The organism is Pseudomonas sp. P108, from assembly GCF_032613195.1.
Lineage (GTDB): Bacteria > Pseudomonadota > Gammaproteobacteria > Pseudomonadales > Pseudomonadaceae > Aquipseudomonas.
This window is the reverse complement of record NZ_CP126691.1, coordinates 6,042,102-6,068,700: the sequence shown is the minus strand read 5'-3', so window position 1 is coordinate 6,068,700 and position 26,599 is coordinate 6,042,102. Positions and strand designations below refer to the sequence as shown.

25 protein-coding genes are annotated in these 26,599 nt (G+C 59.8%); 14 read left to right on the top strand and 11 right to left on the bottom strand.

The window, feature by feature from the left end:
• Positions 1-177: 177 nt before the first annotated feature.
• From QOM10_RS26870 to QOM10_RS26855, 4 genes are all read right to left on the bottom strand, one after another.
• The gene (locus QOM10_RS26870) at positions 178-1,152 is read right to left on the bottom strand and encodes a serine/threonine protein kinase (protein ID WP_110720743.1); all 975 of its coding nucleotides are present in this window, start codon (positions 1,150-1,152) and stop codon (positions 178-180) included.
• A gap of 170 nt (positions 1,153-1,322) precedes the next feature.
• A complete protein-coding gene (locus tag QOM10_RS26865; protein WP_093429938.1) occupies positions 1,323-3,224 on the bottom strand; it encodes a PhoX family protein in 1,902 nt (633 codons plus the stop codon).
• 70 nt (positions 3,225-3,294) lie between these two features.
• On the bottom strand, positions 3,295-4,059 hold the full coding sequence (locus QOM10_RS26860; protein ID WP_150749687.1) for a TOBE domain-containing protein: 765 nt from the start codon (positions 4,057-4,059) through the stop codon (positions 3,295-3,297).
• Positions 4,060-4,245: 186 nt separating this feature from the next.
• Positions 4,246-4,980: a ComF family protein gene (locus tag QOM10_RS26855; protein WP_127930024.1), complete on the bottom strand. Its 735-nt coding sequence runs from the start codon at positions 4,978-4,980 to the stop codon at positions 4,246-4,248.
• 91 nt (positions 4,981-5,071) lie between these two features.
• Between QOM10_RS26855 and bioB the strand changes: the two genes are divergently transcribed.
• The 10 genes from bioB (at position 5,072) to QOM10_RS26805 (ending at position 17,514) form a co-directional block, all read left to right on the top strand.
• A complete protein-coding gene (gene bioB / locus QOM10_RS26850; protein WP_064388191.1) occupies positions 5,072-6,127 on the top strand; it encodes a biotin synthase BioB in 1,056 nt (351 codons plus the stop codon).
• A gap of 159 nt (positions 6,128-6,286) precedes the next feature.
• Entirely contained in the window at positions 6,287-7,465 is a 1,179-nt protein-coding gene (gene bioF / locus QOM10_RS26845; RefSeq protein ID WP_127930023.1) for an 8-amino-7-oxononanoate synthase, read from the top strand.
• Complete coding sequence (locus tag QOM10_RS26840) at positions 7,458-8,189, top strand: alpha/beta fold hydrolase (RefSeq protein WP_127930022.1); 732 nt, start codon at positions 7,458-7,460, stop codon at positions 8,187-8,189. The genes bioF and QOM10_RS26840 overlap by 8 nt, the downstream gene beginning before the upstream one ends.
• On the top strand, positions 8,182-8,991 hold the full coding sequence (gene bioC, locus QOM10_RS26835) for a malonyl-ACP O-methyltransferase BioC (protein ID WP_127930021.1): 810 nt from the start codon (positions 8,182-8,184) through the stop codon (positions 8,989-8,991). Before QOM10_RS26840 ends, bioC begins: the two co-directional genes overlap by 8 nt.
• On the top strand, positions 8,988-9,668 hold the full coding sequence (gene bioD, locus QOM10_RS26830) for a dethiobiotin synthase (RefSeq protein ID WP_150651663.1): 681 nt from the start codon (positions 8,988-8,990) through the stop codon (positions 9,666-9,668). Before bioC ends, bioD begins: the two co-directional genes overlap by 4 nt.
• Positions 9,669-9,776: 108 nt before the next feature.
• A complete protein-coding gene (locus tag QOM10_RS26825; RefSeq protein WP_160042094.1) occupies positions 9,777-10,073 on the top strand; it encodes a pyrroloquinoline quinone biosynthesis protein PqqE in 297 nt (98 codons plus the stop codon).
• A 274-nt stretch (positions 10,074-10,347) separates the two neighbouring features.
• Positions 10,348-12,153, top strand: coding sequence for a phenylacyl-CoA dehydrogenase (locus QOM10_RS26820; protein ID WP_127930018.1), 1,806 nt, complete (start codon positions 10,348-10,350; stop codon positions 12,151-12,153).
• 192 nt (positions 12,154-12,345) lie between these two features.
• Positions 12,346-13,635: a GGDEF domain-containing protein gene (locus QOM10_RS26815; RefSeq protein ID WP_127930017.1), complete on the top strand. Its 1,290-nt coding sequence runs from the start codon at positions 12,346-12,348 to the stop codon at positions 13,633-13,635.
• Between the two features lie 90 nt (positions 13,636-13,725).
• Positions 13,726-15,522, top strand: a complete 1,797-nt coding sequence (locus QOM10_RS26810) for an acyl-CoA dehydrogenase C-terminal domain-containing protein (protein WP_316917214.1) — start codon at positions 13,726-13,728, stop codon at positions 15,520-15,522.
• Between the two features lie 213 nt (positions 15,523-15,735).
• Positions 15,736-17,514 (top strand): acyl-CoA dehydrogenase C-terminal domain-containing protein, encoded by a 1,779-nt coding sequence (locus tag QOM10_RS26805; protein WP_316917213.1) that lies wholly within the window; start codon positions 15,736-15,738, stop codon positions 17,512-17,514.
• 227 nt (positions 17,515-17,741) lie between these two features.
• Here QOM10_RS26805 and QOM10_RS26800 read toward each other — a convergent pair whose 3' ends face one another.
• The gene (locus QOM10_RS26800) at positions 17,742-18,656 is read right to left on the bottom strand and encodes a LysR family transcriptional regulator (protein WP_127930014.1); all 915 of its coding nucleotides are present in this window, start codon (positions 18,654-18,656) and stop codon (positions 17,742-17,744) included.
• A 169-nt stretch (positions 18,657-18,825) separates the two neighbouring features.
• On the opposite strand from QOM10_RS26800, the gene QOM10_RS26795 reads away from it, so the two are divergent.
• From QOM10_RS26795 to QOM10_RS26780, 4 genes are all read left to right on the top strand, one after another.
• On the top strand, positions 18,826-20,109 hold the full coding sequence (locus QOM10_RS26795) for an aspartate aminotransferase family protein (protein WP_150749681.1): 1,284 nt from the start codon (positions 18,826-18,828) through the stop codon (positions 20,107-20,109).
• A 254-nt stretch (positions 20,110-20,363) separates the two neighbouring features.
• The gene (locus tag QOM10_RS26790; protein ID WP_127930463.1) at positions 20,364-20,720 is read left to right on the top strand and encodes a type II toxin-antitoxin system RelE/ParE family toxin; all 357 of its coding nucleotides are present in this window, start codon (positions 20,364-20,366) and stop codon (positions 20,718-20,720) included.
• Positions 20,713-21,033, top strand: a complete 321-nt coding sequence (locus tag QOM10_RS26785; protein ID WP_127930012.1) for a helix-turn-helix domain-containing protein — start codon at positions 20,713-20,715, stop codon at positions 21,031-21,033. The genes QOM10_RS26790 and QOM10_RS26785 overlap by 8 nt, the downstream gene beginning before the upstream one ends.
• A gap of 96 nt (positions 21,034-21,129) precedes the next feature.
• Complete coding sequence (locus QOM10_RS26780) at positions 21,130-21,288, top strand: YqaE/Pmp3 family membrane protein (protein ID WP_003228885.1); 159 nt, start codon at positions 21,130-21,132, stop codon at positions 21,286-21,288.
• Between the two features lie 111 nt (positions 21,289-21,399).
• On the opposite strand, the gene QOM10_RS26775 is transcribed toward QOM10_RS26780, so the two are convergent.
• From QOM10_RS26775 to pqqA, 6 genes are all read right to left on the bottom strand, one after another.
• Complete coding sequence (locus tag QOM10_RS26775) at positions 21,400-23,199, bottom strand: S9 family peptidase (protein ID WP_316917212.1); 1,800 nt, start codon at positions 23,197-23,199, stop codon at positions 21,400-21,402.
• Complete coding sequence (gene pqqE / locus QOM10_RS26770; RefSeq protein WP_410479235.1) at positions 23,165-24,304, bottom strand: pyrroloquinoline quinone biosynthesis protein PqqE; 1,140 nt, start codon at positions 24,302-24,304, stop codon at positions 23,165-23,167. Before pqqE ends, QOM10_RS26775 begins: the two co-directional genes overlap by 35 nt.
• On the bottom strand, positions 24,297-24,572 hold the full coding sequence (gene pqqD, locus QOM10_RS26765) for a pyrroloquinoline quinone biosynthesis peptide chaperone PqqD (protein WP_095050301.1): 276 nt from the start codon (positions 24,570-24,572) through the stop codon (positions 24,297-24,299). Before pqqD ends, pqqE begins: the two co-directional genes overlap by 8 nt.
• Positions 24,569-25,321, bottom strand: a complete 753-nt coding sequence (pqqC, locus tag QOM10_RS26760; protein ID WP_093429953.1) for a pyrroloquinoline-quinone synthase PqqC — start codon at positions 25,319-25,321, stop codon at positions 24,569-24,571. Before pqqC ends, pqqD begins: the two co-directional genes overlap by 4 nt.
• Before the next feature lie 140 nt (positions 25,322-25,461).
• Entirely contained in the window at positions 25,462-26,373 is a 912-nt protein-coding gene (pqqB, locus tag QOM10_RS26755; RefSeq protein ID WP_093429954.1) for a pyrroloquinoline quinone biosynthesis protein PqqB, read from the bottom strand.
• Positions 26,374-26,454: 81 nt separating this feature from the next.
• Positions 26,455-26,529: a pyrroloquinoline quinone precursor peptide PqqA gene (pqqA, locus tag QOM10_RS26750; protein ID WP_003422658.1), complete on the bottom strand. Its 75-nt coding sequence runs from the start codon at positions 26,527-26,529 to the stop codon at positions 26,455-26,457.
• Between the last annotated feature and the right edge of the window lie 70 nt (positions 26,530-26,599).

Below are 26,599 nucleotides of genomic sequence, written 5' to 3'. Positions count from 1 at the left end.
GGAGGGATTGTAAGGAGGTTTGTCTACGAATGCCTTAGCGGATAGGTCGGGAAATTGTGAACACCGAACAAATGTAGGAGTGAGCCTGCTCGCGATAGCACTCTGACATTCAACATTTTCGTTGACTGATAAAACGCTATCGCGAGCAGGCTCACTCCTACAGAGGATGGAGGCGGATCAGAAAAGTTTCAGTGGTTCTTCGTTAAGCGCGGACAGTTGCTCACGCAACGCCAACACCTGATCGCCCCAATAACGCTCGGTGCCGAACCACGGAAAGCTGTGCGGGAACGCCGGATCATCCCAGCGCCGCGCGAGCCAGGCGCTGTAGTGCATCAGGCGCAGGGCGCGCAGCGGTTCGATCAGCGCCAGCTCACGCGGGTCGAAATCGTGGAACTCGTTGTAGCCATCCATCAATTCCGACAACTGCCCCAGGCATTCCTGACGATCACCGGCGAGCATCATCCAGATGTCCTGCACCGCCGGGCCCATGCGACAGTCGTCGAGGTCGACGATGTGGAACATCTCGTCACGGCACATCATGTTGCCGGGGTGGCAATCGCCGTGCATGCGGATGTTCTGGTGCGGTGTGTTGGCGTAAGCATCTTCCACGCGCTTGAGCAGGTCGCGGGCGACGGACTCGTAGGCCGGCAGCAGGCTTTTCGGAATGAAATTGCCTTCGAGCAAGGTGTTCAACGACGCGTGGCCGAAGTTCTGCACAGCGAGAGCTTCGCGGTGTTCAAACGGCTTGGTCGCGCCGACCGCGTGAATCCGCCCGAGCAACTGGCCGAGGCGATACAGCTGGTCAAGATTGCCCGGCTCCGGCGCCCGGCCGCCGCGACGCGGAAACAACGTGAAGCGGAAACCGGCATGCTCGTGCAGGGTTTCGCCGTTGTGGATCAGCGGCGCCACCACCGGGATTTCCACGTCGGCCAGTTCGAAGGTGAATTGGTGCTCTTCGAGGATGGCTTCGTTGGTCCAGCGTTGCGGACGATAGAACTTGGCGATCAGCGGTTCGGAGTCTTCGATGCCGACCTGATAGACGCGGTTTTCGTAGCTGTTGAGCGCCAGAATGCGCGCATCACTGAGGAAGCCAATGCTTTCAACGGCATCGAGCACGAGGTCGGGTGTGAGGGTTTCAAACGGGTGGGCCATGCTGACTCCTGCGCGCAGCAGGCTGCCGCGTCCGGCCCAGCATGGTAGCGCAGATGGCCGCGGGGGAGTTGGTTGGTGTCTTCGCTGAAGCCATCGCGAGCAGGCGAAGGCCTACAGGGGAACGCACGCATTCCAAATGTAGGCCTTCGCCTGCTCGCGATGAGGGTCTGTCAGGCGCCGACGATTCCACCGTCCTCACGGGTAATCGCCATCACCGACGACCGTGGCTTGCCATTCGGCAGATGCTCAGGGAAGGTCGAACCCCCGTTCTCCCCCGGATGCTGAATCCCGACAAACAGGGTTTTCTGATCCGGCGAGAAGCTGATCCCGGTGACTTCACAGCCAATCGGCCCGACCATGAAGCGGCGAATCTCACCGGTCTTCGGATCGGCACAGAGCATCTGGTTATTGCCCATCCCGGCAAAGTCGCCGGCGTTGCTCGAATCACCATCAGTGAGAATCCACAAACGCCCAGCCTTGTCGAAGCCCAAGCCATCCGGGCTGTTGAACATGTTCTGCGGGGTGATGTTCTTCGAGCCGCCCTTCGGCGTCCCGGCGTGCACGCCCGGGTTGCCAGCGACCACAAACAGGTCCCAGGCAAACGTCTTCGACGCGTGATCGTCACGGTCGGTGCGCCAGCGCAGGATCTGCCCGTAAACGTTCTTCTCACGCGGGTTCGGCCCGCCCACCGGCTGGCCGTCTTCGCCGCGCTTGGCGTTGTTGGTCAGGGTGCAATAGACCTGGCCGTCCTTGGGGCTGACGACGATCCATTCCGGGCGGTCCATGCGCGTCGCGCCTACGACACTGGCGGCAAGGCGTGCGTGGATCAGCACTTCGGCCTGATCGGCAAAACCGCTGCTGGCGTCGATACCGTTTTTGCCGTGAGTCAGCTCGATCCACTGGCCTTGGCCTTTCGGGTGATCGGGGTTGCTGTCGCCGTTGTCGAATTTCGCCACGTACAGGGTGCCGTGGTCGAGGATGTCGCGGTTAGCCTTGGCGTTGCGGTGGTTGATGCGGTCGCGGCTGACGAATTTGTAGATGAATTCGCCACGCTCGTCGTCGCCCATGTACACCACGGCGCGACCATCATCGGTCTCGGCCAGTGCGGCGTTTTCATGCTTGAAGCGGCCCAGCGCGGTGCGTTTGACCGGAGTCGATTGCGGGTCGAACGGATCGATCTCGACCACCCAGCCGTGACGGTTGAGTTCGTTGGGGTTTTTCGCCATGTCGAAGCGCGGATCGTACGGGTGCCAGTTGATCTCGCGGCTGGCGACCGAGACGCCGTAGCGCTTTTGCGCCGGGTCGAACTGCTGCTGGGCGTTGCTGCTGCCGAAGCAGTCGGTGAAGTTTTCTTCACAGGTCAGGTAAGTGCCCCACGGCGTTTTACCGTTGGCGCAGTTCTGGAACGTGCCGAGGACTTTCTTGCCGTGTTTGTCGGCCGCGGTTTTCATCAGGTCATGACCGGCCGCCGGGCCGCTGATGCGCAACGGCGAGTTGCCGTGAATGCGCCGGTTGTAGCGCGAGCCCTGAACGAACTGCCACTGACCGTTCTTGCGTTGCACTTCGATCACCGAAACACCTTCGCAGGCCAGCGCCTTGCGCACGTCTTCGGCCGATTGCGGCATGCCGCCGTGCGGGTAGAGGTAGCGATAGTTGGTGTATTCGTTGTTGATCGCCATCAACGCGCGGTTGCGGTCGTCGGGGAAGGCGAACAGGCTCATGCCGTCGTTGTTGTCGCCGAACTGCACTTCCTGTGCGGCGGCGGTGCCGTTGCCGCTCGGGTCGAACGCCGGGCCGTTCTTTTGCAGGGGCTGCCCCCAACTGATCAGCACCGAAGACTTGTAGCCTTTGGGCAATGTGATGACGTCGGTGGTCGCGGCGGGAATGCTCTCGAAACCGAGCAAGCGGCTATTGCCGGCGCTGACGCCGGTGGCCAGTGCGCTGCGGCTCAACAGACTACCGCCGAGGAACATTGCCGCGCCGCACAGTGCGCCAGCGCCGATGAAACCGCGACGGCTGAGGCCGACCATTTTTTCCAGGTCAGTGGATTGGTTTTCTTCTAATAGGCTCACATCAGGCTCCCTGCTTGGTTTTGGCAGCTACCTTAATGAGCGTCGATGACGCTTTCGTTGCAGCGCCGGATTACAGCGGCGTGCCGATCAGCACGTTGGACGGCGAAAACTGCACCTGCACCGGTTGTTCCACGCTCAATCCGCGCGTGCGCAAGTCGAGCGGCTCAGCCAGGGCGCAGAGGGTATGGCCGTTGGGCAGGGTAATCCGTACTTCGCTCGGGCCGTCCTCGGCGTCGAGAATCGCTTCGATGGTGCCCTTCAGAAGATTGTGACCAGACGTTGCAGATTGCGCGCTGCCGAGCAATTCCAGCCAGCCGGCCTTGATCAGGGCCACCACTTCGGTACCGGCCTGCAGCTCCAGATGCACGGTGCTGTCATGGGTGATCTGCGCGTCGAGGCACAGCCCTTCGGCCAGTTCGAGGCGGATCAGGTCATTGCGGCCCTGCGCTGCGATTGCCACGACTTTGCCGTGCAACTGATTGCGCGCGCTGGTTCTGAGCATCAAGCGACCGAGCAGGTCGAGGTCGCTGGCATCTTCCGCTGCCTCCAGCACCTGCGCCTGCAAGGCCTGCAATTTTTGGTACAGACGCAAAACGCGCTCGCCTTCGCTGGAGAGTTTCGCGCCGCCACCACCCTTGCCGCCGACGGCACGCTCGACCAGCGGTTTCTGCGCGAGGTTGTTCAGCTCATCGATGGCATCCCACGCCGCTTTGTAACTCAGTCCGGCGCTTTTTGCGGCGCGGGTGATCGAGCCCTGTTCGGCGATGTGTTGCAGCAGAGCGATGCGCTGCGGACGGCGGACGATGTGCTGGGACAACAGGGAAGGCATGGACATGGATAGGTGCTTTTTTGCTGTGGCGGTGGGGGAGGAAGTTGGCCGCTAGCGACGCGAGAGTCAAGCCTGACACAGAACCCTGTGGGAGCGAGCTTGCTCGCGAAAGCGGCGTCTCAGTCAACATTGATTTTGAATGTGCTGGCCCCTTCGCGAGCAAGCTCGCTCCCACAGGGAATGGTGTTGGCTTCAGCTTCCGGGTTTTGGCGTGCGCGCCAGACAGTAGACATCGACCCGCGCCGCGCCCGCGTTCATCAGCAGCCGGGCCAGAGCCTGTGCGGTCGCGCCAGTGGTCAGCACATCATCAATCAACGCCAAATGCCGGTCTTTTACATGCGCATCCGGCACGAGGCCGAAGGCATTGCGCAAATTATGTTTACGCGCCTTGGCATCAAGATCCTGCTGGGCACCGGTCTCCTTGATTCGGCGCAGAACCTGTTCTTCGCACGGCAGATCCAGCGTCTGACTCAACCAGCGCGCCAGCATCGCCGCTTGGTTGAACCCCCGTTGGCGCAGACGTTTACCCGCCAGCGGCACCGGCAACAACACATCCGGTCTGGGCAAACCCTCATCGAAGCGATGTTGCAGGCATTGCCCGAGAACGTCGGCGAGCAGGTGGCCAAACGGCCATTTCGCGTTGTGTTTAAAGCGCGTAATCAAGCTGTCCACCGGGAAGCCATACGTCCACGGCACAACGACCTGTTCGAATGCCGGAGGCTCTAGCAGGCATTCACCACAGGTCATGTCCGCCGCCGCCAGCGGCAGCGCACAGGTGATGCAGTGATCTCCCAGCCACGGCAGATCGGTTTCGCAAGCCACGCAGATTGGCATTTCTGCTTCTGCCGGCTCATCGCATAGCAAGCAGGTCTGTACATTATTTAAACAGATGTAAACCTGTCCTTCGTATCGTGGTTGACAGCGCATGACTCTTCCTTAAATATGCCGAACATCCGTGTCGCGCCTGTGGGTATTCCGTTCCCGCAGCCGCCAGCCAAGCATAACCAAGGAACTACCCATGAGCGCGAGCACTACCGCCACCCTGCGTCACGACTGGTCTCTGGCCGAAGTCAAAGCACTCTTCGTACAGCCATTCAACGACTTGCTGTTCCAGGCGCAAACGGTGCACCGCGCACATTTCAACGCTAACCGCGTGCAGGTCTCGACCCTGCTGTCGATCAAGACTGGCGCCTGCCCGGAAGACTGCAAGTACTGCCCGCAGTCCGGTCACTACAACACCGGCCTTGAAAAAGAAAAGCTGATGGAAGTGCAGAAGGTCCTCGAAGAGGCGGCACGCGCCAAGGCCATCGGTTCGACGCGTTTCTGCATGGGGGCGGCGTGGAAGCACCCGTCGGCCAAAGACATGCCGTACGTGCTGAAAATGGTCGAAGGCGTGAAAGCCATGGGCCTGGAAACCTGCATGACCCTTGGGCGTCTCGATCAGGATCAGACCGAAGCGCTGGCCAAGGCCGGCCTCGATTACTACAACCACAACCTTGATACGTCGCCAGAGTTCTACGGCAGCATCATCACCACCCGCACTTACAGCGAGCGCCTGCAAACGCTGGCTTACGTGCGTGAATCCGGGATGAAGATCTGTTCCGGCGGCATTCTCGGCATGGGCGAGTCGCTGGACGACCGCGCCAATCTGCTGATCCAGTTGGCCAACCTGCCGGAGCATCCGGAGTCGGTGCCGATCAACATGCTGGTGAAAGTCGCCGGCACGCCGCTGGAAAACGCCGAAGACATCGACCCGTTCGACTTCATTCGTATGCTCGCCGTTGCGCGGATCCTCATGCCGCAATCCCACGTGCGCCTGTCCGCTGGCCGCGAAGCGATGAACGAGCAGATGCAGGCTCTCGCATTCTTTGCCGGCGCCAACTCGATTTTCTACGGCGACAAGTTGCTGACCACGGCCAACCCGCAGGCGGACAAGGACATGCAGTTGTTTGCGCGTCTGGGCATCCAGCCAGAGGCCCGAGAGGAGCATGCCGACGAGGTTCACCAGGCCGCGATCGAGCAGGCGCTGGTGGAGCAGAAGAGCAGCGAGCAGTTCTACAACGCCGCCGTCTGAAAGCGGCCGGATTCCTCTGAAGGAATGCCAAACCCCTGTGGGAGCGAGCCTGCTCGCGAAAGCGGTGCCTCAGTCGACATTGATGTTGGATGTGAAGGCCTATTCGCGAGCAGGCTCGCTCCCACATGGGATCTGTGTCACTTGAAAGTCGAGGCCTGCATGTCTTTCGATCTCGCCGCACGCCTTGCTGCCCGTCGTGCCGAAAACCTCTATCGCCAGCGACCGCTGCTCGAGTCCCCGCAGGGGCCGGAAGTGGTGGTCGACGGCAAACCGCTGCTCGCGTTCTGCAACAACGATTACCTCGGTCTGGCCAATCACCCGCAAGTGATCGAAGCCTGGCGCGCCGGTGCTGAACGCTGGGGCGTTGGAGGCGGTGCCTCGCATCTGGTGATCGGCCACAGCGGCCCGCATCACGCACTGGAAGAAGCATTGGCTGACCTCACCGGGCGTCCGCGTGCGCTGCTGTTCACCACCGGTTACATGGCCAATCTCGGCGCCGTCACGGCGCTGGTCGGGCAGGGCGATACGGTGCTGGAAGATCGGCTCAATCACGCGTCGTTACTGGATGCGGGTCTGTTGTCCGGCGCGCGTTTCAATCGCTATCTGCACAACGACCCGGTGAGTCTGGCCAAACGCCTGGAGAAAGCCACCGGCAACACATTGGTAGTCACCGACGGTGTGTTCAGCATGGACGGCGACCTTGCCGACTTGCCGGCACTCGCCCGCGAAGCCAAGGCCAAAGGCGCGTGGTTGATGGTCGATGACGCTCACGGTTTCGGGCCGTTGGGTGCCAACGGTGGTGGCATCGTCGAGCACTTCGGTTTGAGTCAGGAGGATGTGCCGGTGCTGGTCGGCACCCTCGGTAAAGCCTTCGGCACCGCTGGCGCTTTCGTCGCCGGCAGTGAAGAGCTGATCGAAAGCCTGATCCAGTTTGCCCGCCCGTACATTTACACCACCAGCCAACCACCAGCGCTGGCCTGCGCGACGCTGAAAAGCCTGGAGCTGCTGCGCACTGAACATTGGCGTCGAGAACATCTGCAAACGCTGATCCGTCAGTTCCGCCATGGCGCCGAGCAGATTGGCCTGGAGTTGATGGACAGCTTCACGCCGATCCAGCCGATCATGATTGGCGATGCCGGGCGCGCGGTGCGGTTGTCGCAGATGTTGCGCGAGCGCGGTTTGATGGTCACCGCCATCCGCCCGCCAACCGTGCCGGCCGGCAGCGCTCGCTTGCGCGTGACCCTGACCGCCGCGCACAGCGAGGCGCAGGTGCAGCTATTGTTACAGGGACTGGCCGATTGCTTTGCCCAACTGTCGTCGGAGCCAAGCCATGCGTGATCGCCTGATTCTGCTGCCCGGCTGGGGCCTCGGTGTGTCGCCGATGGAGCCTCTGGCTGCGGCGTTGCAGGGGCTCGACGAACATCTGAAAGTGGAAATCGAGCCGCTGCCGCAGTTGGATTCCAGCGATCCGCAAGACTGGCTCGACGAACTCGATGAACGTATTCCCCACGACGTGTGGCTCGGTGGCTGGTCGCTGGGCGGCATGCTTGCGTCCGAATTGGCCGCACGTCGGGGTGAACATTGCTGCGGCTTGCTGACGCTGGCGAGCAATCCTTCTTTTGTTGCTCATGAACAATGGCCGAATGCGATGCCCGGCGAGACCTTCGATGCGTTCCTTGCCGGTTGCCAGGCCGATCCGCGGATGACTCTCAAGCGTTTCTCGTTGCTGTGTGCTCAAGGTGCGCAAGATCCGCGCGGCTTGTCGCGGCTGATGCTCGGCGGCGCACCGCAGACGGCGCCCGGCGCGTTGATGGCAGGACTGGAACTGCTCGCGCAACTGGACACCCGTGAAGCGTTGCTAGCGTTTCGTGGCCCACAGTTTCATCTTTTTGCCGGGCACGATGAGCTGGTGCCTGCCGAAGCGGCGGGGGCGTTATTCGCGCTGTTGCCGGATATCGAAATAGGTCTGATCGAACAGGCCTGTCATGCGTTTCTTCTGGAAGACCCCCACGGACTGGCGGGTGCTATCCAGGCTTTTCTACACGAGTGCGGTGATGACTGATTTGTCTCTTGTGCTGCCTGGCGGCTTGCCTGACAAACGCCAGGTCGCGGCCTCTTTCTCTCGTGCGGCGGCCAGTTACGACAGCGTCGCCGAGTTGCAACGTGATGTCGGTACACAGTTGCTGCAGCGATTGCCCGAGGAATTTGTGCCTGCGCGTTGGCTGGATCTGGGCTGTGGCACGGGTTATTTCACTCGCGCGCTGGCTTCGCGGTTTGCCGAGGGCCACGGTCTGGCGCTGGATATCGCCGAGGGCATGCTCAATCACGCGCGGCCATTGGGCGGTGCCGAGCATTTCATCGCCGGCGATGCGGAGCGGCTGCCGCTGCAGGATTCGACCTGCGACCTGATTTTCTCCAGCCTCGCCGTGCAGTGGTGCGCGGACTTCGATGCAGTGCTCAGCGAAGCTTTTCGCGTGCTGAAACCGGGTGGGATTTTTGCGTTTGCTAGTCTTTGTGCAGGGACGTTGTTTGAGTTGCGCGACAGTTGGCGGCAGGTCGACGGGCTGGTGCACGTCAATCGCTTCCGCGAGTTCGTCCGGTATGAGCAATTGTCTGCGGCCAGTGGCTTGCGCACGTTGAGTCTGGAGAATCAGCCTCACGTGTTGCACTACCCGGATGTGCGCAGTCTGACCCACGAACTGAAAGCGTTGGGTGCGCACAATCTGAATCCTGGGCGGCCGGGCGGTTTGACCGGCCGCGCGCGGATTCTCGGGCTGGTCGACGCTTACGAGCAATTCCGTGAGGCGTCGGGATTGCCGGCGACTTATCAGGTGGTCTACGCCGTGTTGGAGAAACCCGTATGAGCGCAGCCTATTTCATCACCGGAACCGACACAGACGTCGGCAAGACCACCGTTGCCGCCGGGTTGCTGCACGCGGCGCGTTCGGCGGGGTTGAGTACGGCGGCGGGAAAACCGGTGGCGTCCGGGTGCGAAGTGACGCCGAAAGGACTGCGCAATGCCGACGCGCTGGCGCTGTTGGCCGAGTGTTCGTTGCCGCTGAGTTATCAACAGGTCAATCCTGTGGCGTTCGAGCCGGCCATTGCTCCGCATCTGGCGGCGCGTGAAGCGGGTGTCGCGTTGACCGTGCAATCGCTGCTGGCGCCGATGCGTGAGATTCTGGCGATGAATGCCGATTTCACTCTGATCGAAGGCGCGGGTGGTTGGCGGGTGCCGTTGGCGGATCAGGATAATTTGTCGGATCTGGCGATTGCGCTGAAGTTGCCGGTGATTCTGGTGGTGGGCGTGCGGCTGGGTTGCATCAGTCATGCTTTGCTGACGGCCGAGGCGATTGCTCGCGATGGGCTGCAATTGGCAGGGTGGGTGGCGAATATCATTGATCCGAAGACGTCGCGGCTGGAGGAGAATCTGGCGACATTGGCTGAGCGGATCCCAGCGCCCTGTTTGGGTCGAGTGCCGAAACTCAAGGCGTTGAGTGCGGAAGCGGTGGCGGCTCATCTGCAACTGGATTTGCTCGACTAAGCTTTTCTCTATGGGCAGGCACTGTGCCATTAGTGTTTTTGACGGGTGTTTTTCTGGCGCCTCTGCTTCAATGGCAGCCATTGATCCTTCCCAAGGATGAGAACCGTTATGGAAATCTCCGGTAACACAGCTTTTTATGCAGGCCTGAGCTCGATTCAGAGCGGGCAGAACCGCGTCGATCAGGCTGCCAGCCAGATTGCCAATAATACGATTGAACGTTCGGTGACCAGCCAGTCTTCGCAAGTGCAGGTTGATCGTCTGCGCGGCGTGGATCGTGCCCAGCAATCGGATCTGGCCAGCAATATGGTCGAGATGTCCCAAGGCAAGATCCAGGCAGAGCTGGGTGTGAAAGTCGCCAAAGCCTCCGACGAAGTGCTCGGTACGATCATCGACACCTTCGCCTGATTTTTCGCAATCTGCATCCTGAACGCCGCGCCTTGTCGCGGCGTTTTTCGTTGTAAGTCCTTCTCCCTCAACTAATCTTTTTTCAGCGCCCGTGGCTCATTCGAACGCATGGCGGTTTGCTGTGCCCGGCGTTTGAAAGGTGCGATGACGAACGGCAAAAGATCGATGCTTGACAAGAATTCGGCGTAAACGTATGTTTCAAACAACTGTTTGACCGTCACAACAAATCAACACGGTCGTTCATTCCCGGTTACATCAGCAGAGGTTTATCGCTATGCCTGACTACAAGGCCCCCTTGCGTGATATTCGCTTCGTTCGTGACGAACTGCTCGGCTACGAAGCGCACTATCAGAGCCTTCCGGCTTGCGCAGACGCAACTCCGGACATGGTTGACGCCATTCTCGAAGAAGGCGCCAAGTTTTGTGAGCAGGTACTGGCACCGCTGAACCGCGTGGGCGACCTCGAAGGTTGCACCTGGAGCGAGTCCGGCGTGAAAACCCCGACTGGCTTCAAAGAGGCTTACAAGCAATTCGTCGAAGGCGGCTGGCCAAGCCTCGCCCACGACGTTGAGCACGGCGGCCAAGGCCTGCCGGAGTCGCTGGGTCTGGCAGTGAGTGAAATGGTTGGCGAAGCCAACTGGTCGTGGGGCATGTACCCAGGCCTGTCGCACGGCGCGATGAACACCATCTCCGAGCACGGCACCCCAGAGCAGCAAGAAGCCTATCTGACCAAACTGGTCTCCGGCGAATGGACCGGCACCATGTGCCTGACCGAGCCGCACTGCGGCACCGACCTGGGCATGCTGCGCACCAAGGCCGAACCTCAGGCTGATGGTTCTTACAAAGTCTCCGGCACCAAGATCTTCATCTCGGCCGGCGAACACGACATGGCCGACAACATCGTCCACATCGTACTGGCCCGCCTGCCGGACGCACCGGCTGGCACCAAAGGCATCTCGCTGTTCATCGTTCCAAAGTTCATGCCGAATGCCGATGGCACTGTCGGTGAGCGCAACGCAGTGAGCTGCGGTTCGCTGGAACACAAGATGGGCATCCACGGCAACGCCACTTGTGTGATGAACTTCGACGGCGCCACTGGTTTCCTGATCGGCCCGGCGAACAAAGGCCTGAACTGCATGTTCACCTTTATGAACACCGCACGTCTGGGTACCGCACTGCAAGGTCTGGCCCACGCCGAAATCGGTTTCCAGGGCGGCTTGAAATACGCTCGCGATCGTCTGCAAATGCGCTCGCTGACTGGCCCGAAAGCGCCGGACAAAGCCGCTGACCCGATCATCGTGCACCCTGACGTACGCCGCATGCTGTTGACCATGAAGGCTTTCGCCGAAGGCAATCGCGCGATGGTGTACTTCACCGCCAAACAGGTCGACATCGTCAAATACGGTGTCGATGAAGAAGAGAAGAAGAAAGCCGACGCACTGCTGGCCTTCATGACCCCGATCGCCAAGGCGTTCATGACCGAAGTCGGTTTCGAGTCCGCTAACCACGGCGTACAGATCTACGGCGGCCACGGCTTCATCGCCGAGTGGGGCATGGAGCAGAACGTTCGCGACAGCCGCATTTCGATGCTGTACGAAGGCACCACCGGTATCCAGGCGCTCGACCTGCTCGGCCGTAAAGTGCTGATGACTCAAGGCGAAGCTCTGAAAGGCTTCACCAAGATCGTCCACAAGTTCTGCCAGAACAACGAAGGCAACGAAGCCGTTGCAGAATTCGTCGCACCGCTGGCTGCAATCAACAAGGAATGGGGCGAGCTGACCATGAAGGTCGGTATGGCCGCCATGAAAGATCGCGAAGAAGTCGGCGCGGCCTCCGTGGACTACCTGATGTACTCCGGTTATGCCTGCCTGGCTTACTTCTGGGCCGACATGGCGCGTCTGGCCGCTGAAAAGCTGGCAGAAGGCAGCGGCGACGCGGCGTTCTACACCGCCAAGCTGCAAACCGCGCGCTTCTACTTCCAGCGCATCCTGCCGCGTACCCGTACGCACGTGGCCACCATGCTGTCGGGCGCCAACAACCTGATGGACATGAAAGAAGAAGACTTCGCGCTGGGCTACTAAGGCTTAACGCAGTCTCATGAAAACCGCTGCTCCCGTTGGGGGGCAGCGGTTTTTTTGTTGGCGAATCGCTCAGATAGTCGGGCTTCCGGCCGTTAAAGAGACAGTGTGTGATCTGGATCACATTGTGTGGGCTTGGCTGCACTTTGCAGGCACAATGCCATCTCTTTGATATGACGGGTCGGAGCTTTACCCTTGCCGCGTTCTTCCGCTGTACGTTTCAGCCATTTCCTACCTTCACTGCTGTTGTTACTCGCGGGGTTGGCGGCTGCGTACGTCAAAGACCTCAACGTGTTCTTCACTTCGCTGTTCAATGTGTTGCCGACGTTGGTGCTGTTGTTGGGTGGTGCTTATTGCGCGGTTTACCGCCGTCAGCGCGAGCTGTTTCTGATGCTCACGGTGTACATCGCCTACTTTCTCCTCGATACCCAGACCGACTATTACCGCGACAACGGCAAGGTCCGCGAAGACGCTGCGGTGGTCTTCCACCTGGTCTGTTTATTGCTGCCGTTGTTATTCGGCTTGTTCGCCGCCTGGCAGGAACGAACACATCTGTTCCAGGACATGGTCGCGCGGTTCGCCGTGTTGCTGGCCTTTGGCAGTGTGGCGTTGGGCCTTGAGCAAAGTTATCCCCAGGCTTTGCTGATCTGGCTGTCGGAGATCCGCTGGCCGGCGCTGCATGGCGCATGGATGAGCCTGATCCAGCTGTCCTATCCGGTGTTTATCTCGGCATTCCTGTTGCTCGCCTGGCAATACTGGCGCAATCCGCGCCCGCTGCATGCGGCGCAACTGGTCGGCTTGCTCGGCGTGTTCTGGATGCTGCCGAAAACCTTCATCCTGCCGTTTACCCTCAACATCATGTGCAGTCAGGTGATGTTGATGATTGCCGCTGCGGTGGCGCACGAGGCTTATCAAATGGCCTTCCGTGACGAACTCACCGGTCTGCCGGGCCGCCGCGCACTCAACGAACGCATGCAGCGCCTTGGCCGCAACTACGTGCTGGCGATGAGCGACGTCGATCACTTCAAGAAATTCAACGACACCCACGGTCACGATGTCGGTGACCAGGTACTGCGTCTGGTCGCCAGCAAGCTGTCGAAAATCAGCGGTGGCGGTAGGGCGTATCGCTACGGTGGTGAGGAATTTGCTCTGGTGTTCGCAGGCAAAACCCTTGAAGAGTGCATGCCGCATCTTGAGGTGATCCGCGAGTCGATTGCGTCCTACAGCATTCAACTGCGCAATCAGGAAAACCGTCCGCAGGATGATCAGCAAGGTCGTCAGCGCCGGGCCGGCTCGGGTGCCTCCAGCGTATCGGTGACGGTGAGCATCGGCGTCGCCGAACGAGTGGAACAGCGCAACCCGGAACAAGTGCTGAAGTCTGCCGACGAGGCGCTCTATGCCGCAAAAGGTGCGGGGCGTAATTGCGTGATGGCATACGGACAAAACCGCCGCGGCGCGGTGCGCATGGACACGGCCGCAGGTTGAGTGATGACGGCGCATTCAGCGTCTGCACAATGATTGTGGGGCGTGGTGGCCGGCAGTAGGTTGAGGAAATCTGCTGACGGAGAAGCCACCATGCCTGAGTACAAAGCTCCCCTGCGCGACATGCGCTTTCTGATCGACCACGTCTTTGACTTTCACAGCAACTACGCCGCCCTCGGCGCCCACGACGCCAGCCCGGACATGATCAACGCGATCCTCGAAGAGGGTGCGAAGTTCTGCGAGAACGTTCTGGCACCGCTCAATCGCAGCGGTGACGAAGAGGGCTGCCATTTCGACAACGGTGTGGTGACAACGCCTACAGGCTTCAAGCAAGCCTTCGCACAATACGTCGAGGGCGGCTGGCACGGTCTGGCAGCAGATCCGGTTTACGGCGGCCAGGGCTTGCCGAGTTCGCTGGGATTGGTGATCAGCGAAATGGTCGGCTCCAGCAACACCTCCTGGGGCATGTACCCGGGCCTGACTCATGGCGCGATGTCGGCAATCCATGCCCACGGCACTGCCGAACAAAAAGAAACTTACCTGAGCAAACTCACCGCCGGGCAATGGACCGGCACCATGTGCCTGACCGAAGCCCACTGCGGCACCGACCTGGGCATCATCAAGACCCGCGCCGTGCCTCAGGCTGACGGCAGTTATGCGGTCACCGGCAGCAAGATTTTCATCTCTGCTGGCGAGCACGACATGAGCGACAACATCATCCATCTGGTGTTGGCGAAACTGCCGGACGCACCGGCAGGGACCAAAGGGATTTCGCTGTTTATCGTGCCGAAGTTCTTGCCGGATGCGGCGGGCGAAGCAGGCGAGCGCAATGGCGTTTCCTGCGGTTCGATCGAACACAAGATGGGCATCAAGGCGTCGGCCACTTGCGTGCTCAACTTCGACGGCGCCAAAGGCTACCTGATCGGCGAACCGAACAAGGGCCTGAACTGCATGTTCACCATGATGAACCACGCGCGGCTCGGCACCGGCATGCAGGGGTTGTGTCTGGGCGAGGCGAGCTTTCAGGGCGCGATCAAATACGCCAACGACCGCTTGCAGATGCGCTCGCTGACTGGCGCCAAAGCCCCGGACAAAGTGGCGGATCCGATCATCGTCCACCCGGATGTGCGGCGCATGTTGCTGACCATGAAAGCTTTCAACGAAGGCAACCGCGCGCTGACCTACTTCACCGCGCAGTTGCTCGATGTCGCGCACCTGAGCAGCGACGCCGAGGCACGGCAGGAGGCGGAAGATCTGTTGGCGTTCCTCACGCCGATCTGCAAGGCGTTCATGACCGACACCGGGCTGGAAGTGACCAACCACGGCATGCAGGTGTTTGGTGGCCACGGTTTTATTCGCGAGTGGGGCATGGAGCAGTTGGTTCGCGACTGTCGGATTGCACCGATCTACGAAGGTACCAACGGTATTCAGGCGCTGGATCTGCTGGGCCGTAAGGTGCTGGGCAGTCAGGGTAAATTGCTGCGTGGCTTCACCAAAATCGTCCACAAATTCTGCGCAGCCAACGCCGAGCATCCGCAACTGGGCAGTTTCGTTGCGCAACTCAATGAGTTGAACCAGCAGTGGGGCGACCTGACCATGAAGGTCGGCATGGCGGCGATGAAGAACCCGGATGAAGTGGGCGCGGCGTCGGTGGATTACCTGATGTACAGCGGTTACATCATTCTCGGTTATCTGTGGTTGCGCATGGCGTTAGTGGCGCAGGCGCAACTGGAAGCGGGCGAGGGTGAGGCGGATTACCTGCGGGGCAAATTGGCGACGAGCGAGTTTTACTTCAAGCGCTTGTTGCCGCGTACGGCGGCGCATCGGGCGGCGATCGAGGCGGGGAGTGAGTGTTTGATGAAGTTGCCGGCGGAAATGTTTGCGCTTTAAGCAAGATCAAAAGATCGCAGCCTTCGGCAGCTCCTACATGGGACCGAGTTTTATCTGTAGGAGCTGCCGCAGGCTGCGATCTTTTTGTGATGACTGAAAATAACAAATCAGTCACCGGTTGACCCTATGTGTCGCAAAAGTTGTTGAGGTACACTCCGGCTCAACGAAAACACCATTCCACGAATCACCTGTTTAGATCTTGCGAGGTTTGCCATGGCTGACTACAAAGCGCCGCTGCGCGATATGCGCTTCGTCCTCAATGAAGTGTTCGAGGTCGCCAAACTCTGGGCCGAATTGCCAGCACTGGCCGAGACCGTCGACGCCGAAACTGTTGAAGCCATTCTCGAAGAGGCCGGCAAGGTCACCAGCAAAAGCATCGCGCCACTGAGCCGTGCCGCTGACGAAGAAGGCTGCCACTGGGCCGACGGTGCCGTCACCACCCCGGCAGGTTTCCCACAGGCTTATCAGACTTATGCCGAAGGCGGCTGGGTCGGCGTTGGCGGTGATCCGCAATACGGCGGCATGGGCATGCCCAAAGCCGTGTCGGCGCAAGTCGAAGAAATGGTCAACTCCGCCAGCCTGTCGTTCGGTCTGTACCCGATGCTGACCGCCGGCGCCTGCCTGTCGATCAACGCCCACGCCAGCGAAGAGCTGAAAGCCGCCTACCTGCCGAACATGTATGCCGGCATCTGGGCCGGTTCGATGTGCCTGACCGAGCCGCATGCCGGTACCGATCTGGGGATCATTCGTACAAAAGCCGAGCCTCAGGCCGACGGTTCCTACAAGGTCAGCGGCACCAAGATCTTCATCACCGGTGGCGAACACGACCTTACCGAAAACATCATCCATCTGGTACTGGCGAAACTGCCGGACGCCCCGGCGGGCCCGAAGGGCATCTCGCTGTTCCTCGTGCCGAAGTTCATGGTCAATGCCGATGGCAGCCTGGGCGCACGCAACCCGGCGACCTGCGGTTCGATCGAACACAAGATGGGCATCCAGGCGTCCGCGACCTGCGTGATGAACTTCGACGAAGCCGTCGGTTATCTGGTCGGCGAGCCAAACAAAGGCCTGGCCGCGATGTTCACCATGATGAATTACGAGCGTCTCGGTGTTGGCATTCAAGGCCTGGCGACTGGCGAGCGTTCGTATCAGAACGCTGTTGAATACGCCCGCGACCGTCTGCAAAGCCGTTCGCCAACCGGCGCGCAGAACAAAGACAAAGTCGCTGACCCGATCATCGTCCACCCGGACGTGCGGCGCATGCTGCTGACCATGAAAGCCTCGAACGAAGGTGGACGCGCGTTCTCCACTTACGTGGCGATGCAACTCGACACTGCCAAGTTCAGCGAAGATGCCACCACCCGCAAACGTGCGGAAGATCTGGTTGCGTTGCTGACGCCGGTGGCCAAAGCGTTCCTTACCGATCTGGGTCTGGAAACCACCGTGCACGGCCAGCAGATTTTCGGCGGCCACGGCTACATCCGCGAGTGGGGTCAGGAACAACTGGTGCGTGACGTGCGCATCACGCAAATCTACGAAGGCACCAACGGCATTCAGGCACTGGACCTGGTCGGGCGCAAGATCGTCGGCAGCGGCGGCGCGTTCTACAAACTGTTCGCCGATGAGATCCGCCATTTCACCGCTACCGCCAGTGCCGATCTGGGCGAATTCACCAAACCGCTGAACGATGCCGTCGGCACCCTCGACGAGCTGACCTCGTGGCTGCTGGATCGGGCGAAAACCAACCCGAACGAAATCGGCGCGGCTTCGGTCGAATATCTGCAAGCGTTTGGATACGTTTCCTACGCCTACATGTGGGCATTGATGGCCAAAGCCTCACTGGGCAAAGAAGCGCAGGACGATTTCTATGCCAGCAAGCTCGGCACTGCGCGCTTCTATTTCGCCCGTTTGCTGCCGCGTATTCACTCGCTGAGCGCGTCGGTCAAGGCGGGTAGCGAGTCGCTGTTCCTGCTGGATGCGGCGCAATTCTGATGTGATCGCGTCATGTAAGCATTCTCTTACATGACGTGCTGCTGTTCTCCCATAGGCGCGGATTGGATCCACAGCTAATCTACATTTCATGGACGTCGCGCAGGAAGCGCAAAGCAACAACACGGACACGTAGGATTCTGCCAGGGTGGCGGAGTGAAATGGATGTCAGGGAAACAGTCTGCAAAGCCCCGCTTCGGCGGGGTTTTCTTTTGCCTGCAGAAAAGTGCTCAGACCAAAGGATCTCTCTCTGGCCGCACTTCACGCGCCATCACTTCCTCCAGCAATGTCTGCAACAGCGCCAAAGGCGCCTGCTGACGCTGCACATCGCGACAGACCAGGCCCACTTTCAGCGGTACCCGCGGTTCGCTCAGCGGTTTCCACAACAGATCCTGATCGTCGTATTCCTTCTGCGAACGCCCGGGCAGCACCGTCGCCAGTCTGGTGTGCGGCAGACTGTCGAGAATCCCCACCATATTGTTCAGCTCGGCCTGCACTTGCGGGCGTCGTCCCAGGGCGGTCAGTTGCGCCTGCCAGATCTGGCGGATCTGAAACTCTTCGCCCAACAGCAGCATGGGCAGTTCTGCCGCTTGGCGCATCGAGACTTTCTTGAATTCACGCAACGGATGATCCGCCGGGATCACCAGCGTCAGTTCATCTTCGTAGAGCATTACGCCGTGCAGCCCAGGTTGGCGTGGCGGCAGATAACTGATGCCGATGTCCAATGAACCGTTGAGCAGTCGCCGCTCGATCTCAAGTCCGGTCAATTCGTAAATTTGCACCACCAGATGCGGTTGCGCCTTGCGCACCCGTTCGAGCATTTGCGGCACCAGACTGGTGTGAACCGTTTGCAGCACGCCAATCGCCAGCGTACGCAAGGCCTGGCCCTTGAAGTTGCCCAATGCCTCGCGCGCCCGTTGCAAGCCATCAAGCAATGGCAAGGCATGGTTGTACAGCGTGTGCGCGGCGAGAGTTGGCAGCAGGCGTTTGCTGCTGCGTTCGAACAGAGTGACGTCGAGGTTTTGCTCGAGTTGGCGGATCTGCTGCGACAGTGCCGGTTGCGAGATCGACAGGCGTTCAGCGGCGCGGCCAACATGACCTTCTTCGTAGACCGCGACGAAATAACGCAGTTGTTTGAAATCCATAAGTAATGCTTATCGAAAATGCTGGGAAATCGAAATGGCCCGCGGGCGTCAGTGAGCCTAGTCTAACCGTATTCACAAGGCTTACAGGGCCAGAAAACGCGATGAATAGCGTTCGCTTCGACAGTGTTTGCATAGGCAGTTCAAAACACCTGAAACGAGGTGTTTTTCAATGAATCTGTTCAGTTTGCGGCGTCAGACGCCGAGTCTTGATGACCTCGCTTTCGAGGCCAATCCATCTGACCATAACGAAAATCTCAGCGCCGAGCGCCTGATGCCCAGCGTCGGACGGCCGCAACAGGTATTCATCCGTGGTCAGGGTTCGTGGCTATGGGACAGTAACGACCGCGCTTACCTGGATTTTTCCCAAGCTGGTGGCGCCAACAGCCTCGGCCACAGCCCTTCGGCGCTGGTGAAAGCCATCAGCAGTCAGGCGCAGGCGCTGATCAATCCCGGATTCAATCTACACAATCGCGGCATGCTCAGCCTCGCCGAACGCCTGTGCGCCGCGACCTCCAGCGATCAGGCTTACCTGCTCAACAGCGGCAGCGAAGCCTGTGAAGCGGCGATCAAACTGGCGCGCAAGTGGGGCCAACTGCATCGCGGCGGCGCGTCGCGGATCATCGTTGCGAAGCAGGGGTGTCATGGCCGTAGTCTGGCGACGATTTCCGCCTCGGACAGCTGCAACCTGCACAACCGTTTCGCGCCGCTGCTGCCGGGTTTTGATCTGGTGCCGTTCAACGATTTACCGGCGCTGCATGCGGCGGTCGATGCGCAGACCGTGGCGATCATGCTGGAGCCGATCCAGAGTGATGCCGGTGTAATCCCGGCCACCGAGCATTACCTCAAGGGTGTCGAGCGTCTGTGCCGTGAACTGGGCATTCTGCTGATCCTCGACGAAGTGCAAACCGGCATCGGCCGCTGCGGCACGTTGCTCGCGGAACAGTCCTACAGCGTGCGCGGCGATATCGTCGTGCTCGGTAAAGGGCTTGGCGGCGGTGTGCCGTTGGCGGCATTGTTGGCGCGGGGCAAAGCATGTTGTTTCGAGGCCGGCGAGCTCGGCGGTACGCATCACGGCAATGCATTGATGACGGCGGCCGGTCTGGTAGTGCTCGACAGCGTGCACGACCGCAGCTTCCTCCAGCAGATCAACGACAACGGCCAATACCTGCGCGAAGGCCTGGCTCGATTGGCGCACCGCTATGACCACGGCGAATTGCGCGGCCAAGGCCTGTTCTATGGTCTGACCCTGTCGGACGATTCCGCCGATGCTGTGGTCCATGCAGCCCTGCACGAAGGCCTCCTGCTCAATGCCCCGCAAGCCAACTGCTTGCGCTTCACCCCAGCGCTCACCGTGAGCAAAACCAACATCGACGAAATGCTCCTGCGCCTGGGCCGCGCCTTCTCGCGAGTGCGCACCGCACAACTGCAATGCCGCAAGGGGATTGCCGTCTGAACTGAAGTTTCCCACCCGATTCCAAGAACCGTCTCGCGGTATAACGCACGCCCCACGCCTGATTCTTTTGGCGTGGGGCGTTTTTTTTGTGGCCGGGTTTTGCAGGTGGCGATTAGTCCTTGAGTGTTCGTGGTACGAATGGTTTTTTAGAAAGCGCCGGCAGGGAATGCGGGTTAAGGCCGATCGATATTTTCGAGACGGATGGCTTTGTAATCTATACCACTGGGTGGTATGTTTTTTGGGAAGGGATACCGATGTCATTCAGGCTGTTCAAAACCAAAGGTTTTGCGATACGAGCCGGCAAGGCATGGATCAGCGACGAGGAGCTTCGGGAGGCGTTTTGCCAGATGCTTGCAGGTCAGGCTGACGATCTTGGTGGTGGCGTCTGGAAGAAACGATTGAGCGCCAACCGTCATCGCTCAATTGTTTTGGCGAAGGGAGGGCGCTATTGGATCTATCAAGTGCTGTTTGCAAAGAAAGATCAGAGCAACATCACTCACACAGAACTGAAGGATTTAAGAAAGTTAGCCAAGGTGTACGCGCAACTGACTGAAGAGCAGATTCGGGATTTGTTGGCGATGAAAGAGTTTGTGGAGATATTTCATGAGTAAGAAATTCAAAAGTGAAGTTTTTGAATCGATACACGAGTCAGCCAGTGCTCTTCTGGCTGTCGGAGCAATCAGCAAGGCAACCATGCGGGAGTTTGATGAGTCTTGCCTGGCAACGGTTCCAGAAGCGATCCCGGCCGATCAGATCAAGGCGCTACGCGAGCGCAATAATGTCAGCCAGCCAGTGTTCGCACGGTATTTGAATACCAGTGCGTCGACGATTAAACAGTGGGAATCGGGAGAAAAACATCCAAGTGGGATGGCCCTCAAGCTGCTGAGTATTGTGCAGAAGCATGGGCTGAAAATTCTGGCTTAAGGCGGTGGGCAGCTATTGCACTGAACCCTGACGAACGGCGCGGGTCGATTAGCTTGTATGGCTCAAGTGAGCCAACCCCCATACAGGAGCTGCCCCATGGATTTCATTCGCATCATCATCGCCATTCTGTTGCCACCACTGGGCGTGTTTCTGCAGGTCGGGTTTGGCGGGGCGTTCTGGTTGAACATTCTGCTGACGTTGTGCGGGTATATTCCGGGGATCGTGCATGCGGTGTATATCATCGCCAAGCGCTGAGTCAGCGGCATAAACCTGTAGGAGCTGCGGCACGCTGCGATCTTTTGATTTTAATTCGAGGATCAGGATCAAAAGATCGCAGCGTGCCGCAGCTCCTACAGGAAGAGGGTTTCAGTCTGTAAATCCCATCACCCGCCGATAGAACTTCCACTCCTGCTCCAGCGCATGCGCCTGATTGGCCGCGCGGCGGAAGCCGTGGCGTTCGTCGGGATAGTAATGCGCTTCGACCGGGATGCCGTTGTTCTCGAGTGCCGTGACCATGTCGCGGGTTTGTTGCGGGACTACGACAGCGTCCAGTTCACCCTGAAAAAAGATTACCGGCACGCGGATATTGTTTGCGTGCAATAGCGGCGTGCGGGCGGCGTAGCGTTCGGCGTCTTGCTCGGGGTCACCGATCAGCCAGTCCAGATAATCACCTTCAAATTTGTGCGTTGCCCGAGCCAGCGCAACCGGGTCGCTGACGCCGTACAAGCTCGCTCCGGCGCGGAAAACCTGTTTGAACGCCAGCGCACATAATGTGGTGTAGCCGCCTGCGCTGCCGCCACGAATGAATGCGCGTTCACCGTCGATCAAACCCTGTTCGGCGAGATAACTCACCACCGCACAAGCATCCTCGACATCCACCTCGCCCCAGCTCAGATGCAGTGCCTGTCGATATTCCCGGCCATAACCGCTGCTGCCGCGATAGTTAAGATCGGCGACGGCGAAACCGCGTTGCGTCCAGTATTGAATACGCGGGTCGAGCATCGGGTAGCAGGCCGATGTCGGGCCGCCATGGATGAACACCACCAGCGGCGGTTTTGTCTCGCCGCTCATGGCCGGATAAAAGAAACCGTGGGCTTCACCTGTACCGCTTGGGTAGCGCAGGGTTTGCGGACGGCTGATGCGCTCAGCGGGCAGGGGCGCAACACCACCGGCCAGCACTTTAACTTCGCGGCTGGTTCGATCAATAGCGATGACCGCCGAAGGGGTGATAGGCGAGGCGGCGATGCAGTAGATGTTCTGTGTATCCAGCGCCAAATGGCGGAAGCGGCTGTAGTCCCCCGTGTAATCTTCATCGGCAAGCGTCAGGCGCCCGAAACCACCTTCGCTCCAACTGGCTAAAAAGGAATCTCCAACAGGGAACCAAGTGCAGCCGCCGAGTTGCCACGGTGCCGGCGCATGATCGGCCTGCGCAGCGAGCAGTGGTTTCAAGCCATCGCTAGTTTCAACCCACGGCTGCCAGAAACCACCCCGATCAGTCAGGCAGTACAAACGACCTTCGGCATCGAATCGCGGTTGTTGAATCGACTCCTCAACCTGGTCTCCCGCCACGCAACGGGGCGCAGAAAAATCACCGTCAGCCACCATCAATCGTGTTGAAGTCCAAGGCTGATGAGGCCGGCTCCACTCGATCCACGCCAAACGCTGACCATCCGGGCTGAGGGTAGGCGCCGCGTAGAAATCTGCACCTTCGGCCAGCACCCGTCGCGCGCCATCCGCCAGATCAATCGCTACCAGCCGATGCTGATCGTGCTGTTCTTCGACCGCCAGCACTTGGCCGAAAGCAAAATGCAGATCGCCGTAACGACACTCACCCGAGGTCAGTGCTTCCGGCCTGCTACCGAGGTTCTGGCGGTATAACTGCTGATCCGCCTCAGCAACGAAAACCACCCCGTCAGGCGTCAGACAAAACGCGCCACCGCCATATTCGTACACGCGACTGCGCACACTGAAGCCATCCGGCGTCAGACATTTCGCCACGCCATCGCGCCAATGCCAGATCCGGCACGCGGCATCTTCCGGTCGATATTCATTCCAGAACAACCCGTTGGCGCCGAGCTGCAACTCGGCGAAGTCCATGCCGGCAGCGACGGCTTGCGAGGCGCTGAAAGGCTCAGCCCTTGGCGATGAGGCGTGAGTTTCGTTCATTGCGAAAGGCCAGTTGTTCGATGGTTTGAGTGGCGGTCTCGGCTTCTTCGCGGGCCTTGAGGATCACGCCGTGATGTTCGGATTTGCTGCACACCGGGTCGGCATTGCTCGCATCGCCGGTGAGCATGAACGCCTGGCAGCGGCAGCCGCCGAAGTCTTTTTCTTTCTCGTCGCAGGAGCGGCACGGCTCGGGCATCCAGTCGTAACCGCGAAAGCGGTTGAAGCCGAACGAGTCATACCAGATGTGCTGCATGCTGTGATCGCGCACATTGGGAAATTGCACCGGCAGTTGTCGGGCGCCATGGCAGGGCAGGGCGGTGCCGTCCGGGGTAACCGTCAGAAAGATGCTGCCCCAGCCGTTCATGCAGGCTTTCGGGCGTTCTTCGTAGTAATCCGGGGTGACGAAAATCAGCTTGCACGGATGCCCTTCGGCTTCCAGTTTTGCGCGGTATTCGTTGGTGATGCGTTCCGCACGGACCAGTTGTTCCTTGGTCGGCAACAGGCCGACACGATTGAGCTGCGCCCAACCGTAGAACTGGCAGGTGGCGAGCTCGACGAAGTCGGCTTCGAGGGCAATGCACAGCTCGATGATGCGGTCGATCTTGTCGATGTTGTGCCGATGGGTGACGAAGTTCAGCACCATCGGATAGCCGTGGGCCTTCACCGCGCGGGCCATTTCCAGCTTCTGCGCAAACGCTTTTTTCGAGCCTGCGAGCAGGTTGTTCACTTGCTCGTCGCTGGCCTGGAAACTGATCTGGATGTGATCGAGGCCGGCCTTCTTGAAGTCGCTGATTTTCTGTTCGGTCAGGCCGATGCCCGAAGTGATCAGGTTGGTGTAGAAACCCAACTGTCGCGCTTCATGAATCAGCTCGGCGAGATCTTGACGCACCAGCGGTTCGCCACCGGAAAAGCCCAATTGCGCCGCGCCCATCTCCCGCGCTTCGCGAAATACCTTGATCCATTGTTCTGTGGTCAGCTCTTTGCCCTGCTCGGCAAAATCCAGTGGATTGGAGCAGTACGGGCATTGCAGCGGGCAGCGGTAGGTCAGCTCGGCGAGCAGCCACAGCGGCAGGCCGATTTCAGGCTTGGCCGGCAGATCAGGCAAGTTCGATCCAGTGCTGCGCACGGGCAACCTCCATGAATTGCTCGATGTCGTCACCGAGCTCGGGCACGCCGGGGAACTGCTCATCGAGTTTGGCAATGATCGCCGCGACATCGCGTTCGCCGTCGATCAAACCGCCGATCAACGCAGCGGTTTCGTTGAGTTTGATCATGCCTTCGGGGTAGAGCAGCACATGGCCTTTCTGCGCCGGTTCGTACTGGAAGCGGTAGCCGGGACGCCAGGTCGGGACTTTGCTGCGGTCGAAACTCATAAGGTGATTCCTTTATGCCAGACCCGTTGTTCGGTGACGCTGTGATACGGCGGGCGGTTCAGTTCGTAGGCCATGCTCATGGCATCGAGCATGCTCCAAAGAATGTCCAGTTTGAACTGGAGAATTTCCAGCATGCGCTCCTGGCCTTCGCGGGTCTTGTAGTGCTCCAGCGTGATCGCCAGACCATGCTCGACATCACGCCGCGCCTGACCGAGGCGGGTGCGGAAGTATTCGTAACCGGCCGGGTCGATCCACGGGTAATGCTGCGGCCAGCTGTCGAGGCGCGACTGGTGAATCTGCGGCGCGAACAGTTCGGTCAACGAGCTGCTGGCGGCTTCCTGCCAACTGGCGCGACGGGCGAAGTTGACGTAGGCATCGACGGCGAAACGCACGCCGGGCAGCACCAGTTCCTGCGAGCGCAGTTGATCCGGGTCGAGACCGACCGCTTGACCGAGACGCAGCCAGGCTTCGATGCCGCCGTCTTCGCCGGGGGCGCCGTCGTGGTCGAGCAGGCGCTGAATCCACTCGCGGCGGATTTCCCGGTCCGGGCAATTGGCGAGGATCGCCGCGTCTTTCAGGGGGATGTTCACCTGATAGTAGAAGCGGTTGGCGACCCAGCCCTGAATCTGCTCGCGAGTGGCGCGGCCTTGGTACATCGCCACGTGGTAAGGGTGGTGGATGTGGTAGTAGGCGCCTTTGGCGCGCAGGGCCGCTTCGAATTCGGCCGGGGAAAGCGGGGTGTCGGTCATTGCGGTTCTCCGGGGAACAACCCTAGAAATATCTGGTGTCTGTGCCGGCCTTATCGCGAGCAGGCTCACTCCTACAGGTGATCGCATTCCAATGTAGGAGTGAGCCTGCTCGCGATAGGCCGCGCATCGGTGTCTACGGCTTACAACACAATACTCATGCCATCGAACGCCACTTCAACATTACGCCGCGCCAGTTCCGCACGCTCCGGCGAATCCTCATCGAGAATCGGGTTGGTGTTGTTGATGTGGATAAGCACTTTGCGCTGCTCAGGCAACTGCTCCAGCACTTCGAGCATGCCGCCAGGCCCGTTCTGTGCCAGGTGACCCATCTCGCGACCGGTACGGGTGCCGACGCCGCGGCGCTGCATTTCATCGTCGTCCCACATCGTGCCGTCGACCAGTAGGCAATCGCTGCTCGCCATGATCTCCAGCAGCGGTGCATCGACCTTGCCCAGCCCCGGCGCATAGAACAATTTGCCGCCGGTGTTCAGGTCTTCCACGATCAAACCAATGTTGTCGCCCGGGTGCGGATCGAAGCGGTGCGGCGAATACGGTGGCGCGGCGCTGCGCAACGGCAGCGGGGTGAAACGCAGGTTCGGGCAGGCGGCCACGGTGAAGCTCTGGTCGAGTTCGATGCGGTTCCAGTCCAGCCCGCCATTCCAGTGCGTGAGCATCTTGAACAGCGGGAAACCGGTGCTCAGATCTTCATGAACCATGTCCGTGCACCAGACCTGATGCGGGCAGCCTTCGCGCAGGCTGAGCAGGCCGGTGGTGTGGTCGATCTGGCTGTCCATCAGGATGATCGCGCTGATGCCGGTGTCACGCAGGGCGCGGCCCGGTTGCATCGGGGCGAAGCTTTGCAGTTGCGCGCGGATATCTGGCGAGGCGTTGCACAACACCCAGTTCACGCCGTCGTCGGAAATCGCGATGGACGATTGGGTGCGGGCCTTGGCATTCAGGCTGCCGTCGCGAAAGCCTGCGCAATTGACGCAGTTGCAGTTCCACTGCGGAAAACCGCCGCCAGCGGCCGAACCCAGAATCTGGACGAACATGAACACTCCATCATTTCAACGCGGAAAATAAAACGCCTCGGCGAGCCGAGGCGTTGCACTGCAATTCTACGTGAGCAGAACTCAGCGGCTGGCGAAGTACATGGTGACTTCGAAGCCGATACGCAGGTCGGTGTAAGCAGGTTTTGTCCAGGACATGGTGTGTCTCCTCAGGGTGGGTGGGATAGCGCTGTCCATAGTTATAGTCCACGGCAGCGCAGAGATGTTC